15 protein-coding genes are annotated in these 18,320 nt (G+C 49.5%); 10 read left to right on the plus strand and 5 right to left on the minus strand.

The genetic code is table 11. The annotated features are described in order from the left end of the window. Positions 1-127 precede the first annotated feature (127 nt). Together AC50Y3_RS08220 and AC50Y3_RS08225 are read left to right on the plus strand one after the other, a co-directional pair. Positions 128-2,560 (plus strand): polysaccharide lyase 8 family protein, encoded by a 2,433-nt coding sequence (locus AC50Y3_RS08220; protein ID WP_494818291.1) that lies wholly within the window; start codon positions 128-130, stop codon positions 2,558-2,560. 89 nt (positions 2,561-2,649) lie between these two features. After that, positions 2,650-6,087 (plus strand): polysaccharide lyase family 8 super-sandwich domain-containing protein, encoded by a 3,438-nt coding sequence (locus AC50Y3_RS08225; RefSeq protein WP_494818292.1) that lies wholly within the window; start codon positions 2,650-2,652, stop codon positions 6,085-6,087. 59 nt (positions 6,088-6,146) lie between these two features. Here AC50Y3_RS08225 and AC50Y3_RS08230 read toward each other — a convergent pair whose 3' ends face one another. Continuing rightward, positions 6,147-6,515 (minus strand): helix-turn-helix domain-containing protein, encoded by a 369-nt coding sequence (locus tag AC50Y3_RS08230; protein WP_494818293.1) that lies wholly within the window; start codon positions 6,513-6,515, stop codon positions 6,147-6,149. Positions 6,516-6,802: 287 nt separating this feature from the next. Here AC50Y3_RS08230 and galU point away from each other — a divergent pair, with 287 nt between their 5' ends. The 5 genes from galU to AC50Y3_RS08255 all read left to right on the plus strand — a co-directional run bounded on the left by galU (position 6,803) and on the right by AC50Y3_RS08255 (position 11,117). Next, on the plus strand, positions 6,803-7,702 hold the full coding sequence (gene galU, locus AC50Y3_RS08235) for a UTP--glucose-1-phosphate uridylyltransferase GalU (RefSeq protein ID WP_494818294.1): 900 nt from the start codon (positions 6,803-6,805) through the stop codon (positions 7,700-7,702). Positions 7,703-7,835: 133 nt separating this feature from the next. After that, positions 7,836-8,294 carry a PilZ domain-containing protein gene (locus AC50Y3_RS08240; protein WP_494818295.1) on the plus strand — a complete coding sequence of 153 codons (459 nt, stop codon included), beginning with the start codon at positions 7,836-7,838 and terminating at the stop codon, positions 8,292-8,294. Continuing rightward, the gene (locus AC50Y3_RS08245) at positions 8,281-8,820 is read left to right on the plus strand and encodes a VanZ family protein (protein ID WP_494818296.1); all 540 of its coding nucleotides are present in this window, start codon (positions 8,281-8,283) and stop codon (positions 8,818-8,820) included. The genes AC50Y3_RS08240 and AC50Y3_RS08245 overlap by 14 nt, the downstream gene beginning before the upstream one ends. Positions 8,821-9,385: 565 nt before the next feature. Then, on the plus strand, positions 9,386-10,324 hold the full coding sequence (locus AC50Y3_RS08250) for an ABC transporter ATP-binding protein (RefSeq protein ID WP_494818297.1): 939 nt from the start codon (positions 9,386-9,388) through the stop codon (positions 10,322-10,324). Beyond that, positions 10,308-11,117 (plus strand): ABC transporter permease, encoded by an 810-nt coding sequence (locus AC50Y3_RS08255; RefSeq protein WP_494818298.1) that lies wholly within the window; start codon positions 10,308-10,310, stop codon positions 11,115-11,117. The genes AC50Y3_RS08250 and AC50Y3_RS08255 overlap by 17 nt, the downstream gene beginning before the upstream one ends. 117 nt (positions 11,118-11,234) lie before the next feature. Here AC50Y3_RS08255 and AC50Y3_RS08260 read toward each other — a convergent pair whose 3' ends face one another. Next, positions 11,235-11,702, minus strand: coding sequence for a bactofilin family protein (locus tag AC50Y3_RS08260; RefSeq protein ID WP_494818299.1), 468 nt, complete (start codon positions 11,700-11,702; stop codon positions 11,235-11,237). 145 nt (positions 11,703-11,847) lie between these two features. Between AC50Y3_RS08260 and cls the strand changes: the two genes are divergently transcribed. Continuing rightward, positions 11,848-13,275, plus strand: coding sequence for a cardiolipin synthase (gene cls / locus AC50Y3_RS08265; protein ID WP_494818300.1), 1,428 nt, complete (start codon positions 11,848-11,850; stop codon positions 13,273-13,275). Between the two features lie 6 nt (positions 13,276-13,281). Here cls and AC50Y3_RS08270 read toward each other — a convergent pair whose 3' ends face one another. Both AC50Y3_RS08270 and AC50Y3_RS08275 read right to left on the minus strand, forming a co-directional pair. Then, positions 13,282-14,520, minus strand: a complete 1,239-nt coding sequence (locus AC50Y3_RS08270; RefSeq protein ID WP_494818301.1) for an NAD(P)/FAD-dependent oxidoreductase — start codon at positions 14,518-14,520, stop codon at positions 13,282-13,284. Positions 14,521-14,617: 97 nt separating this feature from the next. After that, a complete protein-coding gene (locus tag AC50Y3_RS08275) occupies positions 14,618-14,797 on the minus strand; it encodes a hypothetical protein (protein WP_494818302.1) in 180 nt (59 codons plus the stop codon). A 382-nt stretch (positions 14,798-15,179) separates the two neighbouring features. Here AC50Y3_RS08275 and AC50Y3_RS08280 point away from each other — a divergent pair, with 382 nt between their 5' ends. Then, the gene (locus tag AC50Y3_RS08280; protein ID WP_494818303.1) at positions 15,180-16,409 is read left to right on the plus strand and encodes an asparaginase; all 1,230 of its coding nucleotides are present in this window, start codon (positions 15,180-15,182) and stop codon (positions 16,407-16,409) included. 558 nt (positions 16,410-16,967) lie between these two features. Then, the gene (locus AC50Y3_RS08285) at positions 16,968-17,129 is read left to right on the plus strand and encodes a DUF1328 domain-containing protein (RefSeq protein WP_210657536.1); all 162 of its coding nucleotides are present in this window, start codon (positions 16,968-16,970) and stop codon (positions 17,127-17,129) included. A 183-nt stretch (positions 17,130-17,312) separates the two neighbouring features. Here AC50Y3_RS08285 and AC50Y3_RS08290 read toward each other — a convergent pair whose 3' ends face one another. After that, complete coding sequence (locus AC50Y3_RS08290) at positions 17,313-18,170, minus strand: AraC family transcriptional regulator (RefSeq protein WP_494818304.1); 858 nt, start codon at positions 18,168-18,170, stop codon at positions 17,313-17,315. Positions 18,171-18,320 lie beyond the last annotated feature (150 nt).

Consider the following 18,320-nt stretch of genomic DNA (forward strand, 5'->3'; position numbering starts at 1 on the left):
GCTTTGTAGCCTATTCTCAGGGAGGAGTTGTTTTCGTGGTTGTCAAGAATGAAGAAGGCCCGCTGGACCCCCCGGCGGGTCTTCTTCTGAAAGGTTGAGCGTACACCTAAGGAGGCGATTTCGAACTATGTTTGCATCTAAACTAATGAAAATAGCCATTATTATCGTCTCGATCAGTATCGCTATTCTAGTTTGGCCAAGACGCAGTGAAGAAGCGGTTTCCACGGATAGCAATAGTTCCGCTGCTCTGGAGCCGAAGGTCAGCTATGCCGCTGCCCCTGTGGATCGTTTCGAACAGCTTCGCGGCAAATGGCTGATACGTTTATTAGGCTCGGGGGAGTCTGGAACGAATGATCGAGAACTCAGAAGCTGGAATCAACAGCTTGTATCGCAAGTCAGCAATCGTTCGAAGAATGGGTATTTAGACCGAATGAATAGGAGTGCTTCTCCGCAATCCTTATGGCAAGATTTGACAAAGTGGACTTCGGACCCTCTTTTTTTCACGGATGTAAGTCAGGCCTATTCCAGATTGAGAACAATGGCCCTGGCGTATGCGTCTAAAGGCTCCTCTTTGTATCATGATGCTACACTCAAGAATAGTATTATAGGTGGATTGGATTGGCTGTACGACAATAGCTACAATGAGAATATCCAGCCAAATTCAAGAAGTAATTGGTGGGATTGGCAGATTGGTATACCTATGCTACTAAACGACACGGTAGTTCTGATGTATGACGACTTAAGCAGCACTCAAGTGGCGAAATATATGCGAGCGGTGGACAAGTTTGTTCCGGATCCTACGATTCAGTACAATTTCGAACAAGAGGAAACAGGCGCCAATCGTGTCGATAAGTCGCTTATCGTCATATTGAAGGGAATGCTGCAGCGGAATGCAAGCGAGATTGCTAGAGGCGCAGATGCGCTGAATCAAGTATTCGAGTATGTTTCATCCGGAGATGGCTTCTATAAGGATGGTTCATTCCTTCAGCATGTGAATGTCGCTTATACAGGCGGGTACGGCTACGTGCTACTGGATCATTTAGCGGATTCGATGTATGTGCTTTCTGGCTCGGAATGGGCAGTCAGCAGTCCAGATGCAGCGAATGTGTATCAATGGGCGATCAATGCATTTCTGCCTGTTATGTACAAAGGGACCATGATGGATATGGTCCGGGGTAGAAACATTGCCAGACAAGGCTGGCAGGACTATGTGATCGGAAGGGAGGTAACGCTGGCACTTCTGCGGCTTGCTGATTCTGCTCCGGCAGCGATGAAGAAGAAGCTCCAGCAAATCGTCAAAGACGACATCATAGAAAACAAGCGGTATTCCAATTATTATCAAGGGTTGGATGCCTTCCACATTAGCAAAGTCAAGCAGCTAATGAATAATGCGCTAATTGTACCTACTACTCCGAGCAATCAAAGCGTTGTATTCGCATCAATGGATAGAGCGGTTCATCATCGCAGCAGCTTCACCTTCGCCATCAGCATGACCTCCGAGCGAATCGCAAATTACGAGAAAATGAATAATGAGAATTTGCGAGGCTGGTATACGGGGGAAGGGATGACTTACCTCTATACGGACGATCTGACACAGTATAGCGATAAGTTTTGGCCAACGATTGATCCTTATCGGCTTCCTGGAACGACCACAGACGGCGGTACGCGAAATGCTGGGATCAAGAGCTCCGCAAGCTGGGTTGGCGGTACGACATTAAACGGCAATAGCGCTGTAGGGATGGAAGTCGACAGCGGCGGCATTTCGGGCTATAAATCATGGTTTATGTTCGATGATGAAATTGTCGCGCTCGGTGCCGGAATCAATGCGAATAATGGCCGTGAAGTCGAAACGATTGTCGATAACCGTAAGCTCGATAATGGCGGAACGAATTCATTGATAGTAGATGGAAGCCGCAAAGCCTCCACAATGAACGCAAGCAGTTTATTGAGAGGAGTGAGCTGGGCTCATCTGCAAGGGAACACAGCGTCTTCGGATATTGGTTACTATTTTCCAGATCAAGCAAATGTAGAAGTCAAAAGAGAGATGCGCTCCGGCTCTTGGAAGCAGCTAAGCAGCGGTGAGTCATCTCGTGTAGTTAACGCCCCTTATCTCAGCCTCTCTATTCCACATGGGGAATCACCTCGCAATGCTGCATACGCTTATGTCATGCTGCCTAATAAAACCGTTAATGCGGTAACAAATTACAGCCAAAGTCCGGATATTAAGATCATCGAGAACTCGCCTTCGCTTCAAGCGGTCCAAGAGACGACGCTGGATGTGACGGGATTGAACTTCTGGAAGCCAGGATCGTATTCAATCATTCGTACAGAATCGCCGGCATCTATCGTGCTTCAAGAGAGCGGCTCCAACATCATGTTATCCCTCTCTGATCCTACTCAGAAGCAAGAGAAGCTCGTCATTGAGCTTCAAGTGGACAATGCTGAAGTGCTTAGTAAAGATGGTGCGGTAACAATCGTACAAACGACGCCGACATTAAAGCTTGAGGTCAATACGGAGCAATCGCTTGGACGCAAGTATTTCATTAAAATTCGACAGTAACGCAAATGGGATCCGGCAGAGGGATATGCGGCATTATGTGTCGCAGTTCCTTTGCCGGGTCGCTTCCTGCGTTGTCGAGAGGAGAGACCATGTTGAAACAGCTAAGAAGATATTTCATCGCAGTGCTAGCATTCATTGTCATGTCCATTTCGTTTACGCCATCGCTTAAGAAGGTGGCTGCAGCAGATGATTTTGATACGCTGCGGATTAAATGGTCGCAGAAATTGACGGGCGGAACCTACAGCACGACAGATTCTGATATATTCTACTATTTGTCGAATTTAGCCGGTACAATCACGAATAAGAGTAAGACCGGCTTGTTGGACACCCTGAATAAGGCTGCCTCACGTACATACTTGTGGTCGGATTTGAATCGTCCTACTACCAATCCGTTATATTCCAATGATCTGTATTGGGATTATTCAAGGCTGAGATCAATGGCGCTGGCACTTAAATCGCCAGGCTCGAGCCTGTATTTGAATGCGTCACTAAAGGCTGAGATCATCAGTGCAATGGATTGGATGTATGCCAAACGGTACAACGAGAACGAGAAAGAATATAGTGGAACGAACTGGTGGGAATGGGAAATCGGAGTACCGCTGTTCCTACTAGACACCATGGTACTCATGTATGATGATTTATCCGCTGATCAAGTAGCCAAATATTTGCGCGCAGTCGACAGATTCTGCCCGACAGCCACGATGAAGTCGGATGGCCAATGGGTTGAAACGGGAGCGAATCGTGTAGATAAATCGCTGATCCTGACACTCCGGGGGCTTCTCGGAAAGAATACCAGCAAGATTCAACAAGGAAGAGATGCATTAAGTCTTGTGCTTGCAACCGTAACAAAGGGGGACGGATTCTATAAGGACGGTTCCTTTATTCAGCATGATAATGTCCCTTATACGGGCAGCTATGGTTATGTGCTCTTGGATCACTTAACAGACCTGCTCTATTTGACGAATGGTTCCGCCTGGGCTGTACAAGACCCCAATGTGGCGAATGTACAGAACTGGGTAAGCCGTTCCTTTGAGCCGTTTATTTACAAAGGTGCGATGATGGATTCCGTTCGCGGACGTTCCATCTCCAGAGAGGATCTGCGAGATTACAAGACTGGACGCGAATTAAGCATTATTATTTTGCGTTTAGCTCAGATTTCGTCGAATGATAAGGCTTTGGAGATGCGAAGAATGGTGAAATCTTGGATATTGGCAGAGAATCGCTACGAGAATTACTATTGGGGATTAACGATAAACGGCATGCTGCTTGTCAAAGCGGTGCTGAATAATTCGGCCATCACCCCAAGAGCTGATTTAGTGCGAAATATGCAGTATCCTTCTATGGATCGTATCGTTCATTTGAGGCCCAATTACGCATTCGGGCTTAGCATGTACTCGAATCGAACATCCAATTATGAGCTGATGAACAACGAGAACTTAAAGGGATGGTACACTAGCGAAGGAATGACGTACCTATATAACGGCGATCTCTCGCAGTACAGCGACAACTTCTGGCCGACCGTCAATTCCTACCGACTGGCGGGCGTGACGACAGACGGGGCTACGAGGAAAGCAGCCTACTTAAGCACGAAGAGCTGGGTCGGCGGTGCTTCTCTGCAAGATTTGTACGGAACGGCGGGGATGGATCTGGACCCGGACAATAGCACGCTTGAGGGCAAGAAGTCATGGTTTATGTTCGATGATGAAATTGTCGCTTTAGGTGCAGGTATAACGAGTCGAGATTCGCGAAAAGTCGAAACTATTGTCGAGAATCGGAAGCTTAATGACACCGGCAACAATCTGTTGACAATCAATAATGCGGCGAAGAGCTCCTCATTAGGCTGGACGGAAACGATGACGGGGGTTAAATGGGCTCATTTGCAGGGCTCAGCAGCGAATTCGAATATCGGTTACTATTTTCCGACGTCGCCGACTATTGATGGTTTGAGAGAACAACGTACAGGCTCTTGGAACCAGATTAATCAAACCGGTTCAACAACGCAGCTGAAGAAGAACTACTTAAGCTTAGCTATTAATCATGGCGTGAATCCTGTCGATTCTTCGTATTCGTATGTGCTGCTGCCGAATAAAACCGCCGCAGAAACGAAATCGTACAGCGAAGCACCGGATGTTCAGATTGTATCAAATACCAAACTAGTACAAGCAGTGAAGGAAACGAAGCTAGGCTTGCTCGCAGCTAATTTCTGGGGGACAGGCTCTGTTGATTATTTGACGGCCAGAACACCTGCGGCTGTTGTGGCTCAGCAAACGGGGGATGCGCTTGATCTTGCGATTTCGGATCCGACACAGCTGAGCGACAGCGTAGTCATTGAAATTGCCAAGACGGCTTCTTCTGTGGTTAGCAAAGATGCAACGATTACGGTCTTGCAGTCAACACCGACCACCATCATTAGTGTAAATACGAGTGGTTCTATGGGCGCATCTCATAAGATTAAGCTGCTCACGAAAGCTGCTGAATCGACACCGACGCCGATCGTGGTGGAGCTGACTCCAAGCGAGGATACTTTCGTTCGTGATGGATCCTATGCAAACACGAATTACGGAGCAGCGAATATGCTGGTGCTGGCAAACGGAGCCACCGACTATGCGAGACAATCGTTTCTGAAGTTTGACTTAAGCGCCATTAATGGGCAAATTCAATCGGCTTCATTAAAGGTGAATGGGGCTACGACCGATAGCAAAGGTGATGATTCAACCATTGCCGCCTATTCGGTAGCCAATGATAGTTGGACGGAGAATGCGATGACATGGAACAGCAAACCTCAGCAGCTTGCGATGCTGCAAGAGATCCGCTTTGCCGGTGCCCGTCAATGGCGAACCTATGATGTAACTTCGTTTGTCAAAGCAGAGCAGCAGGGCGACAAACGTACAAGCTTTGCCTTAATCCAGACAGGAAAGGCGCTATTCGCAGAGTTTAACAGTCGCGAGAGCGCAACAAATAAACCGACGCTGCAAATTGTATACACGCAATCCACTTCACCTACTCAGCCTCCGAGTGGAGGAACACCGGGAAGTGGAACAGGTGCCTTCTCAGCGGCGGCAGATACTTTTGTTCGAGATGGTCAATTTGCGGCAGTTAATTATGGGGCTGACAAATCCATCGTGGCGAAGACGTCAGCACAAATCGACTATACGCGCAAAGTAAATATTAAATTCGATTTGTCGCCGATTGCTTCGACAACGAGTAAGGCAATATTGCGAATTTTCCCTAACTATGCGGAGAAGACAAGTCCGGTTATCTCGATTCTTGGTTCCCCCGAGTCAACCTGGCAGGAGAGTCAACTCACTTGGAATTCGGCGCCTAACCTAACGAAGAGTGAGATTAAAACGGTTGCTGTTGCTTCTACCGGTGCTTATCTGGATGTGGATGTTACTTCCTACATTAAGAGTCAGAAAGCATCTGGCACCCAAAATGTAACGTTTACGATTCAAGTGGTGACAAACGAAGTTGGCGTGCTGTTTGATAGCAAAGAGAATGGGCATCCTCCATTATTGGTCATTCAATGATGTAACAACAAAAAAACTTGCTGCGGGAGATCCCGCAGCAAGTTTTTTTGTTGTTAGGGTTAGCTCATTGAGCGCTCTGCACGCACAAAAGCTATAAATCGACGAGCTTCTTCAATTGTAAGCTTGCGTCCGTCTATTGTGAAATCGAATTGACTGAGGAGCTCCTCATTAGCCAATTCGAGCTTGTCTACAAATTCACGGACCGGCTCATCGAGCTCGGCTTCCGGACTGCTCGTACGACCGATTAAATAATCGACAGTAACATGAAACAAATTGGCGAATTTCATCAAGGTTTCGGAATCCGGTTCTCTTCTGTTTTTCTCATAATGGGATAGTGCGGCGCGCGAAATGCCGAGCGATGAGGCTGTCTGCTCTTGCGTCCATTTCTGATCTTCTCTCAGTTTAGCAATTCGATTGCCAATATTCATCATGCTCCTCCTAACATTTTGTAGCGCTATATATCATCAGTTTATACCGAAATGGATAGTTTTGCATGAGATGCAACAAAATGTCGCAAACATAGAGGGACGAAATTTGAACTATTGACGTGTTACGGGATGTATCGTAAAGTGAGAGTATGAATTGATACAATTTGTATCTTTTGTTAGCACCTAGTATACCCTATAATTTGCCCGATTATACGTCTCTTTTGCATTGCATCATGAATTTCTTGCGTTGCTTCAAGTAAACAAGAGAAAAAGGATAGGTGAGGAAGATGAAAAAAGTAAGGAAAGCGATTATCCCTGCTGCTGGACTTGGTACACGGTTTCTGCCTGCAACGAAAGCGATGCCTAAAGAGATGCTTCCGATCGTGGATAAGCCAACTATCCAGTACATCGTGGAGGAAGCCATTCAGTCGGGCATTGAGGACATCATTATCGTAACAGGCAAAGGGAAGCGGGCGATTGAAGACCACTTCGACAATGCATTCGAGCTGGAACTGAACCTGATGGAGAAAGGGAAGCTCGACATTCTGGAGAAGGTCAGAAAATCCTCATCCGTGGATATCCACTATATTAGGCAGAAAGAACCGAAAGGTCTAGGTCATGCGGTTTGGTGCGCGAGAAACTTTATTGGTGACGAGCCGTTTGCTGTTCTGCTAGGCGACGACATCGTGCAAGCTGAAGTACCATGCACAAGGCAGTTAATTGACCAATATGAGAAATACAATAAATCCATAATCGGTGTCAAGGCGGTTTCCATTGAGGAAACGCATCGCTACGGAATCGTAGATCCGAGAAGCAACGATGGTCGTTTGTATAACATTAACCAGCTTGTAGAGAAGCCTAAGCGAGGTCACGCTCCATCCAATTTGGCCATTATGGGCCGTTACATTCTGTCTCCGGAAATATTCTCATTTCTGGAATGTCAGAAAGCCGGTGCCGGCGGCGAGATTCAATTAACGGATGCGCTGCAGGAGCTCAATCGTTTGATCGGCGTGCTTGCCTATGAGTTTGACGGAGTAAGATACGATGTCGGCGAGAAGTTGGGCTTTATTCTGACGACACTGGATTTTGCCATTCAGAATGAGGAATTGAAGTTTCCGCTGCTTCTTGCCATGGAGGAACTTCTCCAGAAGGAAAAAGCAGGGCGTTTGATCAGTCACTGGGAATAGTGTTTATCTAACCACCGGGCCATGTTAATTCTAAAGCTAAAGCTACATATTGGTATTTTCAAGGGCGAAGCATGGCCCCTTTTTTTATCCATTATTGATACATTTTGTATTATTTCATGGAGGGTGCTACATAATGGACGATCAAACGCAGATGGGGGGCAGGCATCAGGTTCGTATTGCGATCCGTGAAGGAATTGAGGCTGCAGTTACCATTTACGATGTACGCGGCAGCGAAGTGGATTTAGGAAAAGTGTCAATTATATTAAAAGATCTTAGTCTTGAAGGACTCAATTTTATGACGCATTTACGTTTTCCGGTGAACTCGGATTATCGTATTCGAATCTTTATTAAATTCAGGGAGTGGGAGTTTAGTTTAGTAGGCGAAATTATTTGGCGTAAGCGCGAGGAGAATTTGTTCGTATATGGGTGTCACTTCGTGGCCGATGAAGCTATAAGACAAGGTTTGGCGTTGGCAACTCTGCAGAATCTGCGGGCGATGCATCCGAATCAGCTTCGTATTCACCAGCTTTACCAGCGATTTACGGAGCGCGCACTAAGAAAGAAGGTTATGACATTTGATGAGACATATTAATTCAAATGTAAATCCTTTAATGAACGTGAAAAGAAAAAACGTGCTGCTTACAACTGCGGGCTGGATTGCACTTATTTTCGTTTTTTCATCCCAATCCTATCAGCAGCAAAGTATTATACCGTTTCTTCATAAATGGATTAGTCCTTCGACGGCAAGAGAGTGGCTTCCGACGTTCAACATCCATTATGACGGCAGGTACTACTCCAGAGATTTAAATCCCTACTTATATATGGAGTTTTTATTTCGTAAAGGAGCACATTTGTTTATGTACGGTTCCCTTACGGTCCTCATTGCCTTCTCTTTTCGTTTTGTGAATAAAGAATGGAAGCGTTGGATCTTGGCCCTTGGTACAGCGTTTATTGTCTCCGCTTTCGATGAGTTTAACCAACGATCATCGTTTGGAAGAACGCCAACCTTTCAAGATGTTATTATTGATGTAGCAGGCGGAATTATTTCATTATCCGTGCTGGCTGGCATCCGATATTGTAAATCGCGATATTTTAGAAAGATAGACTCTATAACGTGAATCGCGTTAACGAAAGTCTGAATCGAACTGTCAAATCCAACAGGATTTGACAGTTTTTTTGTTTTTATTCGATTAGTAAAGGAAACTATAGGACTCAACTATTGACAAGGATCGAAAACTGTCATAATCTATACTCATTGGATACAATACGTAACATATTTAAGGATAATGATACATATAGTATATAGAGATCAAAAGGAGGCGTATTTATAAATGGGTAGTAAAGAGCAATTTTGCTGTGTGGATTGTGGGCTTTTAAGGGGGGGACAAGACGCGAGGCTTGTTTTTCTTACAGGGTTTTACAAGATTATCTACCCCCTTGGTTATTGCAATGATTGTCATACCAAAAGCGGGCTTGCGATTAGTGCTTTCGAGCAAGACAATGTTCCTCACCTGAACCACAGCATGCCTGGGCCATCCTATCAGGCGGAACGAGCCTTCGTGTCGGTCGGATAAAGGATCAATCTCGCATAACTTCCAATCCCTTACATACTTCGGTATACTGATGGAGATGTGAAGCTTGAATGAGCGTCATTCAGCTTCCCTAAAGCAGGAGGGGATAGATGTGGATTATCGGACCGAGCAAGACGAGCAGCAGCCGATCGTTCGTCTTCAGCAGGTAACGAAAGTCATCGGAAGACGCACCATCATCGAGGATCTTACATTGGATTTACCGCGATCGGAGGTATTCGGATTTCTTGGGCCTAACGGGGCCGGGAAAACGACTACGATTCGGATGATGGTAGGTTTGATGAAGCTGACCAAAGGTGACGTCCTTATTGAAGGACACAGCATCCGGACGGATTACGAAAGTGCCATTCGTCATGTCGGAGCTATCGTAGAGAACCCTGAAATGTACAAATATTTAACAGGCTTTCAAAATCTGCTGCATTACTCGCGGATGGTGCCGGGAATTACGAAGCAGCGCATAGACGAGGTCGTCGAGCTTGTCGGGCTGAAGAGCCGCATTAACGACAAGGTGAAAACCTATTCGCTCGGTATGCGCCAACGGCTTGGCGTTGCACAGGCAATTATGCATAAACCATCGCTGCTTATATTGGACGAGCCTACGAACGGGCTTGATCCAGCCGGTATTCGCGAGCTGCGCGATTACTTGAGGAAGCTGGCCAAGGAAGAGGGCATCACCGTGTTCGTCTCGAGCCATTTGCTCAGTGAGATGGAGCTGATGTGCGATCGCGTTGCGATCATCCAAGCAGGCAAGCTCATCGATGTTCGCGGCATTCGTCCCGGTACATCGCTTGCGGACGAGACGAATCAAGTGCTCTTCGAGGTGGATCAGCCAGATGCCGCCGTGCAGCTGCTGGCGGAGCATGGTGCTTCTCGCGAGGCGGATGCGGCGCTCGTGCGGGCTGATCGAGAAACGATAGCGCGGCTCAATGCTGATCTTGTCCAAGCGGGTATTAAAGTGTACGGCATTCGTGTCCTGAACAAGTCGCTGGAAGATCAGTTCCTAGAGATGACAGGAGGTGAGCAGGTTGTTTGATTTCCTGCAGCTGGTACGCAATGAGAATATGAAGATCTACCGCCGGATTGGCACCTGGATCATGCTCGGCATTATTCTGCTGATCGTAATCGTTGTCAGCACGTTGTCGAAATTGTTCTCCGAACATGATACGATGTGGACGATTATCAACGGCATCGAACAGTTTACCTATTACCTCATTACCATCTTCACCGTCGTAGTCTCGGCGGAGTGCGTAGCCGGCGAGTTCTCGGCAGGCACGATCAAGCTGCTGCTGATCCGTCCGTGGAGCCGCTCGAAGATTTTGCTTTCCAAATACATAGCGCTGCTTTTGTTCGCTCTGACGCTCTCAGTCGTGATGCTGGTGTCATCCTATGTGCTCAACTTGATCTTGTTCGGCTATAACAGCAGTGCAACGGCAAATGAGGCACTTGGCGTGCTAAACAGCTCCCATCCGCTGTCCTACATGATTCAGGTGTACCTGCTCGATTACATTGGGCTTATCATGATCGTCACGTTTGCTTTCATGCTCTCGACGATCTTCCGCAGCGGCGGTCTGGCGATAGGCTTGTCGATGTTCATCTACTTCTTCGGTCTGATTGCAAGTGGTTTGCTCTTCAATCTCAAGTATGCCTGGGTTGAATATCTCCTGTTCCTTCACCTGGATTTGAAGCAATACCTGCAAAGCTCGGTCATCACGCATAATATACATGAATTGACCATGGGCTTCTCGCTAGCGGTATTAGCCGGTTACTATATTGTTTTCGTGAGCATCACATGGCTTATATTCAACAAACGTGATGTTGCCACTTAATTGAAGAGAGCCGCTGCACGGTCGCCATAACGGGACTGTGCGGCGGCTCTTTTATTGTTGCTCTACGGCGGGGAAATCGGCATTACAGCGGAGTGGTGGAAGCGACAACCACCTGCGCTAACCGGCCTGCCGGGCTTTATCCTTCGCTTGTGTTTCCTTCACCTGCTGCGGTTGTTGCGGCTGGATTGCAGGTTCGGCACCGTCCTGCTGATGCCGTGTCCGCTGCTCGACAGCACGCTCCATACGGCAGTTGCCGTTATAGATGCCTCCGTCTTGAATCAGCATCGTATGGGCAAGCACATTGCCGAATAGTTGGCCTGAAGCGGTGATCGTCAGCTTTCCTTTGGCTACAATATCGCCGAACACCTTGCCTGCGATCGTTAGGTCGCGCGCGATAATGCCAGACCTCGCCACACCGCATTCCCCGATAATGACATCGCCTTTGCAATCAATATCGCCCCGGTATTCGCCTTCGATCCGAATGCTGCTTTCACTAACTAACTTCCCTTCTACATGTGTGCCTAGTCCGATCAGAGTTTCGGCCGAACCGGACCGTTTGGACTCTTTGAACATCGCTGCGATCATCCTCCCTCTCTTACGGTAGGTCATATAGCTATTTATTCTTAGAAGCTTTAAAACATGCCAATAACCGATGTATACCCGCTAGGTGGGGGGTGAAAGCTAGTCTAAGAAGAAAAGGCTGTTATTGCATGCAAAAGGGGGGCTGGACTTGGGTTGGATAATCGCCGCACTGCTCATATTTATCTTTCAAATCGCTACAATTCTTGCACTCGAGTACCGCCGTCCTGCCAAAACCGTCGCTTGGCTGCTTATCTTGTTTGTGCTGCCGGTAATCGGATTTGTGATGTACTACTTTCTCGCGCAAGCTTTCAAGCGTCAGCAAGAATTTCGTATAAACAGCAGCTCCACCGAGGGTATGAGGCGCAAGGCGTTATCACAGTGCGAGCAGGTGCATCGTCCGAGTGACATGCATGGCGAAGAATTTGTCGAGCAGGAGAGACTCTATCACATGCTGCAGCGGCTGACCTTGTCGCCGATTACGAGCCGCAATGAATCTACTGTGCTGACGGATGCAGAGGCCGCGTATGGTGCTATTTTTCAAGCAATAGAGGAAGCCGGGCATCATATCCACATTGAATTTTATACCATCCGAGATGATCATATCGGGCAACGGCTCAAAGAGGCACTCATCCGCCAAGCGAAGGCGGGCATTGAAGTGAGGGTCATTTATGACGGGATTGGCAGCATGAGTTTAAGCAGGAGTTACATCAAGGAACTTGAGCAGGCTGGGGTTGAGATACGATGCTTCTTGCCACCTCGAATTGCGTTCTTTGATAAACGGATGAACTTTCGAAACCATCGCAAAATCGTCGTTGTAGACGGGCTGGTGGGCTATCTCGGCGGCATTAACATCGGTGATGAGTACCTTGGCGGCAATCCGAAGCTCGGTTTCTGGCGGGATACGCATTTGCAGCTTAGAGGCGATGCGGTTTATTTTCTGCAGGAAGTGTTTATGGAGGATTGGTGGTATACCTCGAAGGAGCGACTGGCAGATCCGAGCTATATGCCTGAGCATCCTTGCATAGGCAGTGAGCAGGTACAGATCGTAGCTAGCGGCCCGAACAGCAGAGACGAAGCCATTCTGGAATGTGTGTTTGCGGCGGTATCGGTTGCCAAATCGCGCATTTATATCGAAACCCCTTATTTCATTCCGGATCCAAGCCTGTTAATGGGACTTCGTACGGCCGCGCTGAGCGGCGTCGATGTGCGGATTATCATTCCTTATGTGCCGGACACGAAGCTGGTGCTGAGCGCTACTTTATCGTATGCGGAGGAACTGCTTGCTGCAGGTGTAAGGATTTATCGGTATCGCAAAGGCTTTATGCACGCCAAAGTGCTCATTGTCGATCATTTGATGGCGTCGGTTGGGACGGCAAATATGGACATGAGAAGTTTTTTCAGCAATTTCGAGATCAATGCGCTGTTGTTCGATGAGAAGGCAATCGATCGACTTGAGGCGGATTTCATGAAGGATATGGAGGACAGCGGCGAGGTAAGTCGCGAGGAATTTATGAAACGTCCGCTTCGGCAGAAGGCCGGAGAGGTTGTCGCACGCATGCTCTCGCCGCTGTTATAGCGCTGTTTATACGTTTTGGTTTTGCAGGGATGGTCGGTTCAGTGCCACGATGGAGGCAAGCGGGTGCTCGGATTGCGTAATCTTTGCATGCAGGAGGTTGGCTCCCATCATGCTGTAGACCGTCCCGTTCCCGCCATAGCCAAGACAATAATAAACACCGCTCCAATTCGGGTCTTCCCCGATGAAAGGCAAGTTGTCACAAGAGAGGCCAAAGGTAGCATTCCATTCATGTGCAATCGGTGCATCGAAGGAAGGATAAAAGGCTTGTACGCGAGTGAGCAGCAACTCAGCATGTTTGCTTCTCGCCTTTTTCTCTTCCAGCGGAACAGGAGATTCTTCATCGTAGCCACCTGCAATAACCCGGCCATCGTCGGTGATGCGCATATAGAAATAAGGGCGGGCGGTTTCCCAGATAAAATAGTCCCTGAACTGCCGCTGAAGATGCTCTTGCGGCTCGGTTACGATGACGTAGGTCCGGTCCAAATTCGATTTGATGAGCTTTCCATGCAGCTCCTCCGGTTCATAGCCGATCGCATAGATGACACGCTTGGCCCGAATAGCAGCCTGCGACGATGTGCGAAGCACATGAGTGCCGTCCGCTTCCGTTTCATGGCTGACCACATCGGTATGCTCATGAACGGCAAGCTGGTAGCGGTTCACCGCTGATTCGATTGCGGTATGCACGAATCGAAACGGATTCAGCTGCGCGTCCCCGCGAGCTACGATTGCGCCGGGCTTACGGAACGGGAATGCCGCAGCAATTTGATCCGGCTCCCAGTAGCTCACGTCGAAGCGATGACGCTTCAGCGTCTCGTATTCGCGCTTCAGCTTGGGCAGATCCTGCTCGGTGCTTGCTACGTATAAACTGCTTTTGGGAGCGAAACCAACATCTGCTTCCAGCTCGGCCGCGATTTCCCCCAGTTGAACGATTGCTTCGGTACAGCCTTTATAGAAGAGAACCGCATCCCGCTCGCCAATTTGGTCAATCAAATCGCACAGCATAATGTCATTGCAAAATTGCAGCAGTCCCGTATTAGCCATCGTACTGCCGCCTGCAACATCGCCTCGCTCGAGCAAAACGGTCTTCATGCCTTTCTTGGCGAGCATGTATGCGCATAATGAGCCTGACATCCCGCCTCCAATGATTGCAACTTCTGCTTCCTTATCCCCGTTCAGAGTAGGGTAGGTGGCTTGGTTTTGCAGCGTCTCCGGCCAATAGAGATGGCCTTTGTGTAGGACTTTCATCAATATCATACCTCCAGTAGCTACTATGCCCATTTTTGGACGAGAAAAAAGAGGGATCGTTCACGATCCCTCCTCTTATTTTGGATAAGCAAACATGCTATTCTTGAATCGGATCGGGAATGAGTCCCTCTTCCTGCAGCTGACTGTTCGTCTTCATATGTTTCATGTCGTGACCGAGTCGTTTCATGTCTTGGTAGTCTTGAACCATTGTACCGTTCTGAGCGTTCGCGACTGGTTTAGACTTGCTTCCGGCTTGCCCGCAGATTGGATTTTCCATGATCGATGGCTCCTTTGGTATACTGGATTAAGCAGTGCACAGCGTGCGCTCGCTTTAACCTTATATTCCTATAAGTGTATACTTGACTTCTATATACCCGCAGGCAGAAATATTTGAAACGTGAAACCGAAGATTGGGCTTTCGAATAGGCTGGTAGGGATTGAGGGAATGTAGGGGAAGGTACGGCGGAGGTTGGAGGGCTGAGAGGCTGGAGAGTGGAAGGCTGCAAGGCTGCAAGGCTGCAAGGCTGGATAGGCTGGAGAACAGTAAGGCCGCGGTGCAGCAAGGATCCAACTCGTATAGAGTAGAACAACAGGATATAGTTAGGTGTGGGAAAACATAATTGGGGAGTAGGATTGGAAAAATGCCAGGGGTGAGCACGATGATACAGACAGCAACAACAGCAGCGAGCGTGCTGGGAGTTCCGCTCGTTCAGACGACACGAGGCGAATGGGTCGAAAATGTTCACAGCGGTCACGCAGCAGTCGTGACATGGGATGGTGAACTCATTGCGCAGGTTGGAGACGCGTCGATATGGACCTATATGCGCTCTACTGCCAAACCCATTCAAGCCTTGCCATCCGTGCTTGGCGGCGTCGTTGAAACATACGGATTGACGGATGAGGCAATTGCGCTAATGTGCGCATCCCATCAAGGTACGCCGGCACATATTGCCGTGCTGGAACAAATGCTGAAGCAAACCGGCGTTCGAGAAGAGCAGCTGGTATTTGGTCCGATGCTTCCAGCCAATGCGGAAGCTCGGGATGAGCTGCTTCGTCAAGGCGGGAAACCGCGGAAGCTGTACCATGTTTGCGCAGGCAAGCACATCGGCATGCTTGCACTGTGCAAGCTGCGCGGTTGGCCGCTTGCGACGTATACGCAGCCGGAGCATCCGCTCCAGCAGGAGCTGCTGCGCACAGTCGCGACAATGGCGGAGCTCGCTCCGGAGGAGATCGGCAGCGCTATCGACGGCTGCGGCCTGCCGGTGTTTGCGATGCCAATGTGGCGGCTCGCACTGGTTTATGCGCGTTTTGCCGCTTGGGGCAGCGAAGCTGCGTCTCCTGTTGCGGCAGAGAACGCCGCCGTGCTGGCGAGTGAGTTTGAAGGTGAAGCCGGAGCGGCTTCAGCTTCCACTGTGGCGGTAGGAGGCGGCGAAGCACGTGGGGCCGCATTGAAAAAAGCGGAAGCCGGAGTGGCTGGGACGCCAGGGACCGGCGTTGCAGGCGGAGGCGAAGGATCAGCTACATTGGCTGCCATTGCAGCCGCTGCGAAGCGCATCACCGCAGCGATGATCAGCCACCCGACCCTAGTGGAGGGTCCGGACCGGTTAGCCAGCGTGATGCTGGGTGACGGAAACGTAGTCGCCAAGAGCGGCGCGCAAGGCGTCTTCGTTTTCGGCCTGCGCAAGGAGCGGCTGGCAGTCGTCATTAAGTTGGCCGATGGTGGAGAGTCACCATGGCCTGAAGCGGTTTGTGCCATCCTCGAGCAGCTGAAGCTCGGCGAGACACTCATCACGCGGATCCGCAGCCAAATCTCACCCGAGATCCGCAACGACGCCGGCCAGCTCGTCGGCCACCGAAAATCCTGCTTAACACTGAAGCTGAACGTATAATCGCTATCTTGTTTCCGCCAGGAGTAGCTCTCAGGGATACACATATGCGCTAAACTGCCGATTTCAGTGGAAGAGTGGCACTAGGAGCAACACAAAGGTGGGAAACCGTTAGTTAGTGGCTGAAGAGTGGCACTAGGAGCAACACATAGGCGCAGAACCATCGGATTCGGAGAAAGAGTAGCTCTGGGAGCAACACACTTGCCCCGAGATCTACATGGGAGCCGAATCAGCGAATATCGTGCAAGAAGCTCGCCCAGAGTAGTGCGAAGTTGGTTGAAGAGCGGCGAATGGAGTAACTTAGGGGGGTGTAAGAGACCGTACCCAATACCTCACATTCGGTGAAAAAACCTGAATTACTATAATGAGCGGTATTGGATACCTCTCATATTTCGAGTAACTTTTAAAGTAAGTGAAAACAGAGGGTTACCTCATTACATCCGGGAACGTGGATGATGAGGTAACCCTTGTTTGCGTTTCAAGTACGTACAGGCTGTTTAAAGCAGAGTAAGGCAAGGTGCTACACCAAACAAACCAATTAAACCGAAAGGGTGAGGAATGATGTTGGGATATGCACTTATGTTTTTTATCATTGCTATTATTGCTGGAGTACTCGGGTTTTTCACACTCGCGTCAGCAGCAGCCGGAATAGCGAAAGTGTTGTTCGTTGTGTTCCTGGTGCTGTTCGTGATCTCGTTTATTTTTGGCCGCAGACGCGTCTAGCGCTTCGGTCTAGCCTCTAACGACGCAAAGCTGCGCCACTCGCGGGTTCCGCACCGACGGACCCGCGGCTCCGCATGCGCCTAGATCATCCGCGGATCTAGCGCCACGGGCTTCACTCGCGCCTAGCTGCACCAGCAGCGCCACCCGCGCGCGTTTCCCCGCGATCCGCGCGCGCCGCCGGCACTAAAGCCGGCGCATCGCTTCGCGATATGCCGTCGGCGACTGCCCGTAGAAGCGGCGGAACTGCTTCGAGAAGTACAGCGCGTCCTGGAAGCCGACGGACGCCGCGATCTGCTCGATCGTGAGCTCGAGGCGCTCGCGCAGCAGCAAATGCGCTTTGTCGATACGCAGCTTCAGCAGAAACGTGACGGGTGTAATGCCCGTCTGCTGCTTGAAGATGCGCGACAAATAAGCGCGGTTGTAGCCGAGCGCGTCGGCCATGTGTTCGATCGAGATCGGCTCGGCGTATTGCGTCGACAGATACCGGATGACGTCGCCGGCAAGCGCCTCGCTGTCTTGCCCGCGCTGCGCCGCGCCGGAATCCGTATCGGGCCCAGCCGCGCCGAACTCCGCGAACAGCAAGTACAAATAACCGACTGCGCGCAGATGGGCCGCCCCACCGCCAAGGCGGAAGGTTCGCTGGATGCTGCGGAACAACACGGCAACGCGTGGATTGCCTCCCGTATCCACGATCGGCATCGCCGAATCGAGACCGGCGCCGGCCACAAGCGGCTCCGCGTGCCGGCCTTCAAAGGCGATCCAGCGGTACCGCCAAGGATCTCCTTTGCTGGAGGCGTAACTGATCAGCTGCCCGGGCGGAATGAGGAAGGTCTGCCCGGCCCGCAATTCATACTGTCCGCCGGCATAGGTGAAGGTGCCGGAGCCGGACAGAATATGATGCATCAAATAGAAATCATAGACTTTAGGCCCGATCAAATGATCGGGCTTTGTCTGACTTTCCCCTGAGAACAATACATATAAATCACCATGTTCGTTCGGAACCGGATTTGAGAGCACGGTATAGGTAGGCTGCAGCGACATCGTGCTGAAACACCTCCATTTTCCAAGTGATTAGCTTACAGGTATTATAACACAGCAGGCTCGTTAATACCGTTAACAGGTCACAAAATTCCATGTGAAGTTCACATCAAGCCATTTTGTTCCTCTCTCTATTCCGCTATACTAAACCTA

This window comes from Paenibacillus sp. J22R98, assembly GCF_059383835.1.

Coding starts and splice junctions, on each gene's coding strand:
- AC50Y3_RS08260 (WP_494818299.1), bottom strand. CDS start 11,702: ATGATCGCAGCGATGTTCAAAGAGTCCAAACGGTCCGGTTCGGCCGAA.
- AC50Y3_RS08275 (WP_494818302.1), bottom strand. CDS start 14,797: ATGGAAAATCCAATCTGCGGGCAAGCCGGAAGCAAGTCTAAACCAGTC.
- AC50Y3_RS08230 (WP_494818293.1), bottom strand. CDS start 6,515: ATGAATATTGGCAATCGAATTGCTAAACTGAGAGAAGATCAGAAATGG.
- AC50Y3_RS08270 (WP_494818301.1), bottom strand. CDS start 14,520: ATGAAAGTCCTACACAAAGGCCATCTCTATTGGCCGGAGACGCTGCAA.
- AC50Y3_RS08285 (WP_210657536.1), top strand. CDS start 16,968: ATGTTGGGATATGCACTTATGTTTTTTATCATTGCTATTATTGCTGGA.
- AC50Y3_RS08225 (WP_494818292.1), top strand. CDS start 2,650: ATGTTGAAACAGCTAAGAAGATATTTCATCGCAGTGCTAGCATTCATT.
- AC50Y3_RS08220 (WP_494818291.1), top strand. CDS start 128: ATGTTTGCATCTAAACTAATGAAAATAGCCATTATTATCGTCTCGATC.
- AC50Y3_RS08245 (WP_494818296.1), top strand. CDS start 8,281: ATGAGACATATTAATTCAAATGTAAATCCTTTAATGAACGTGAAAAGA.
- AC50Y3_RS08280 (WP_494818303.1), top strand. CDS start 15,180: ATGATACAGACAGCAACAACAGCAGCGAGCGTGCTGGGAGTTCCGCTC.
- AC50Y3_RS08290 (WP_494818304.1), bottom strand. CDS start 18,170: ATGTCGCTGCAGCCTACCTATACCGTGCTCTCAAATCCGGTTCCGAAC.
- AC50Y3_RS08240 (WP_494818295.1), top strand. CDS start 7,836: ATGGACGATCAAACGCAGATGGGGGGCAGGCATCAGGTTCGTATTGCG.
- galU (WP_494818294.1), top strand. CDS start 6,803: ATGAAAAAAGTAAGGAAAGCGATTATCCCTGCTGCTGGACTTGGTACA.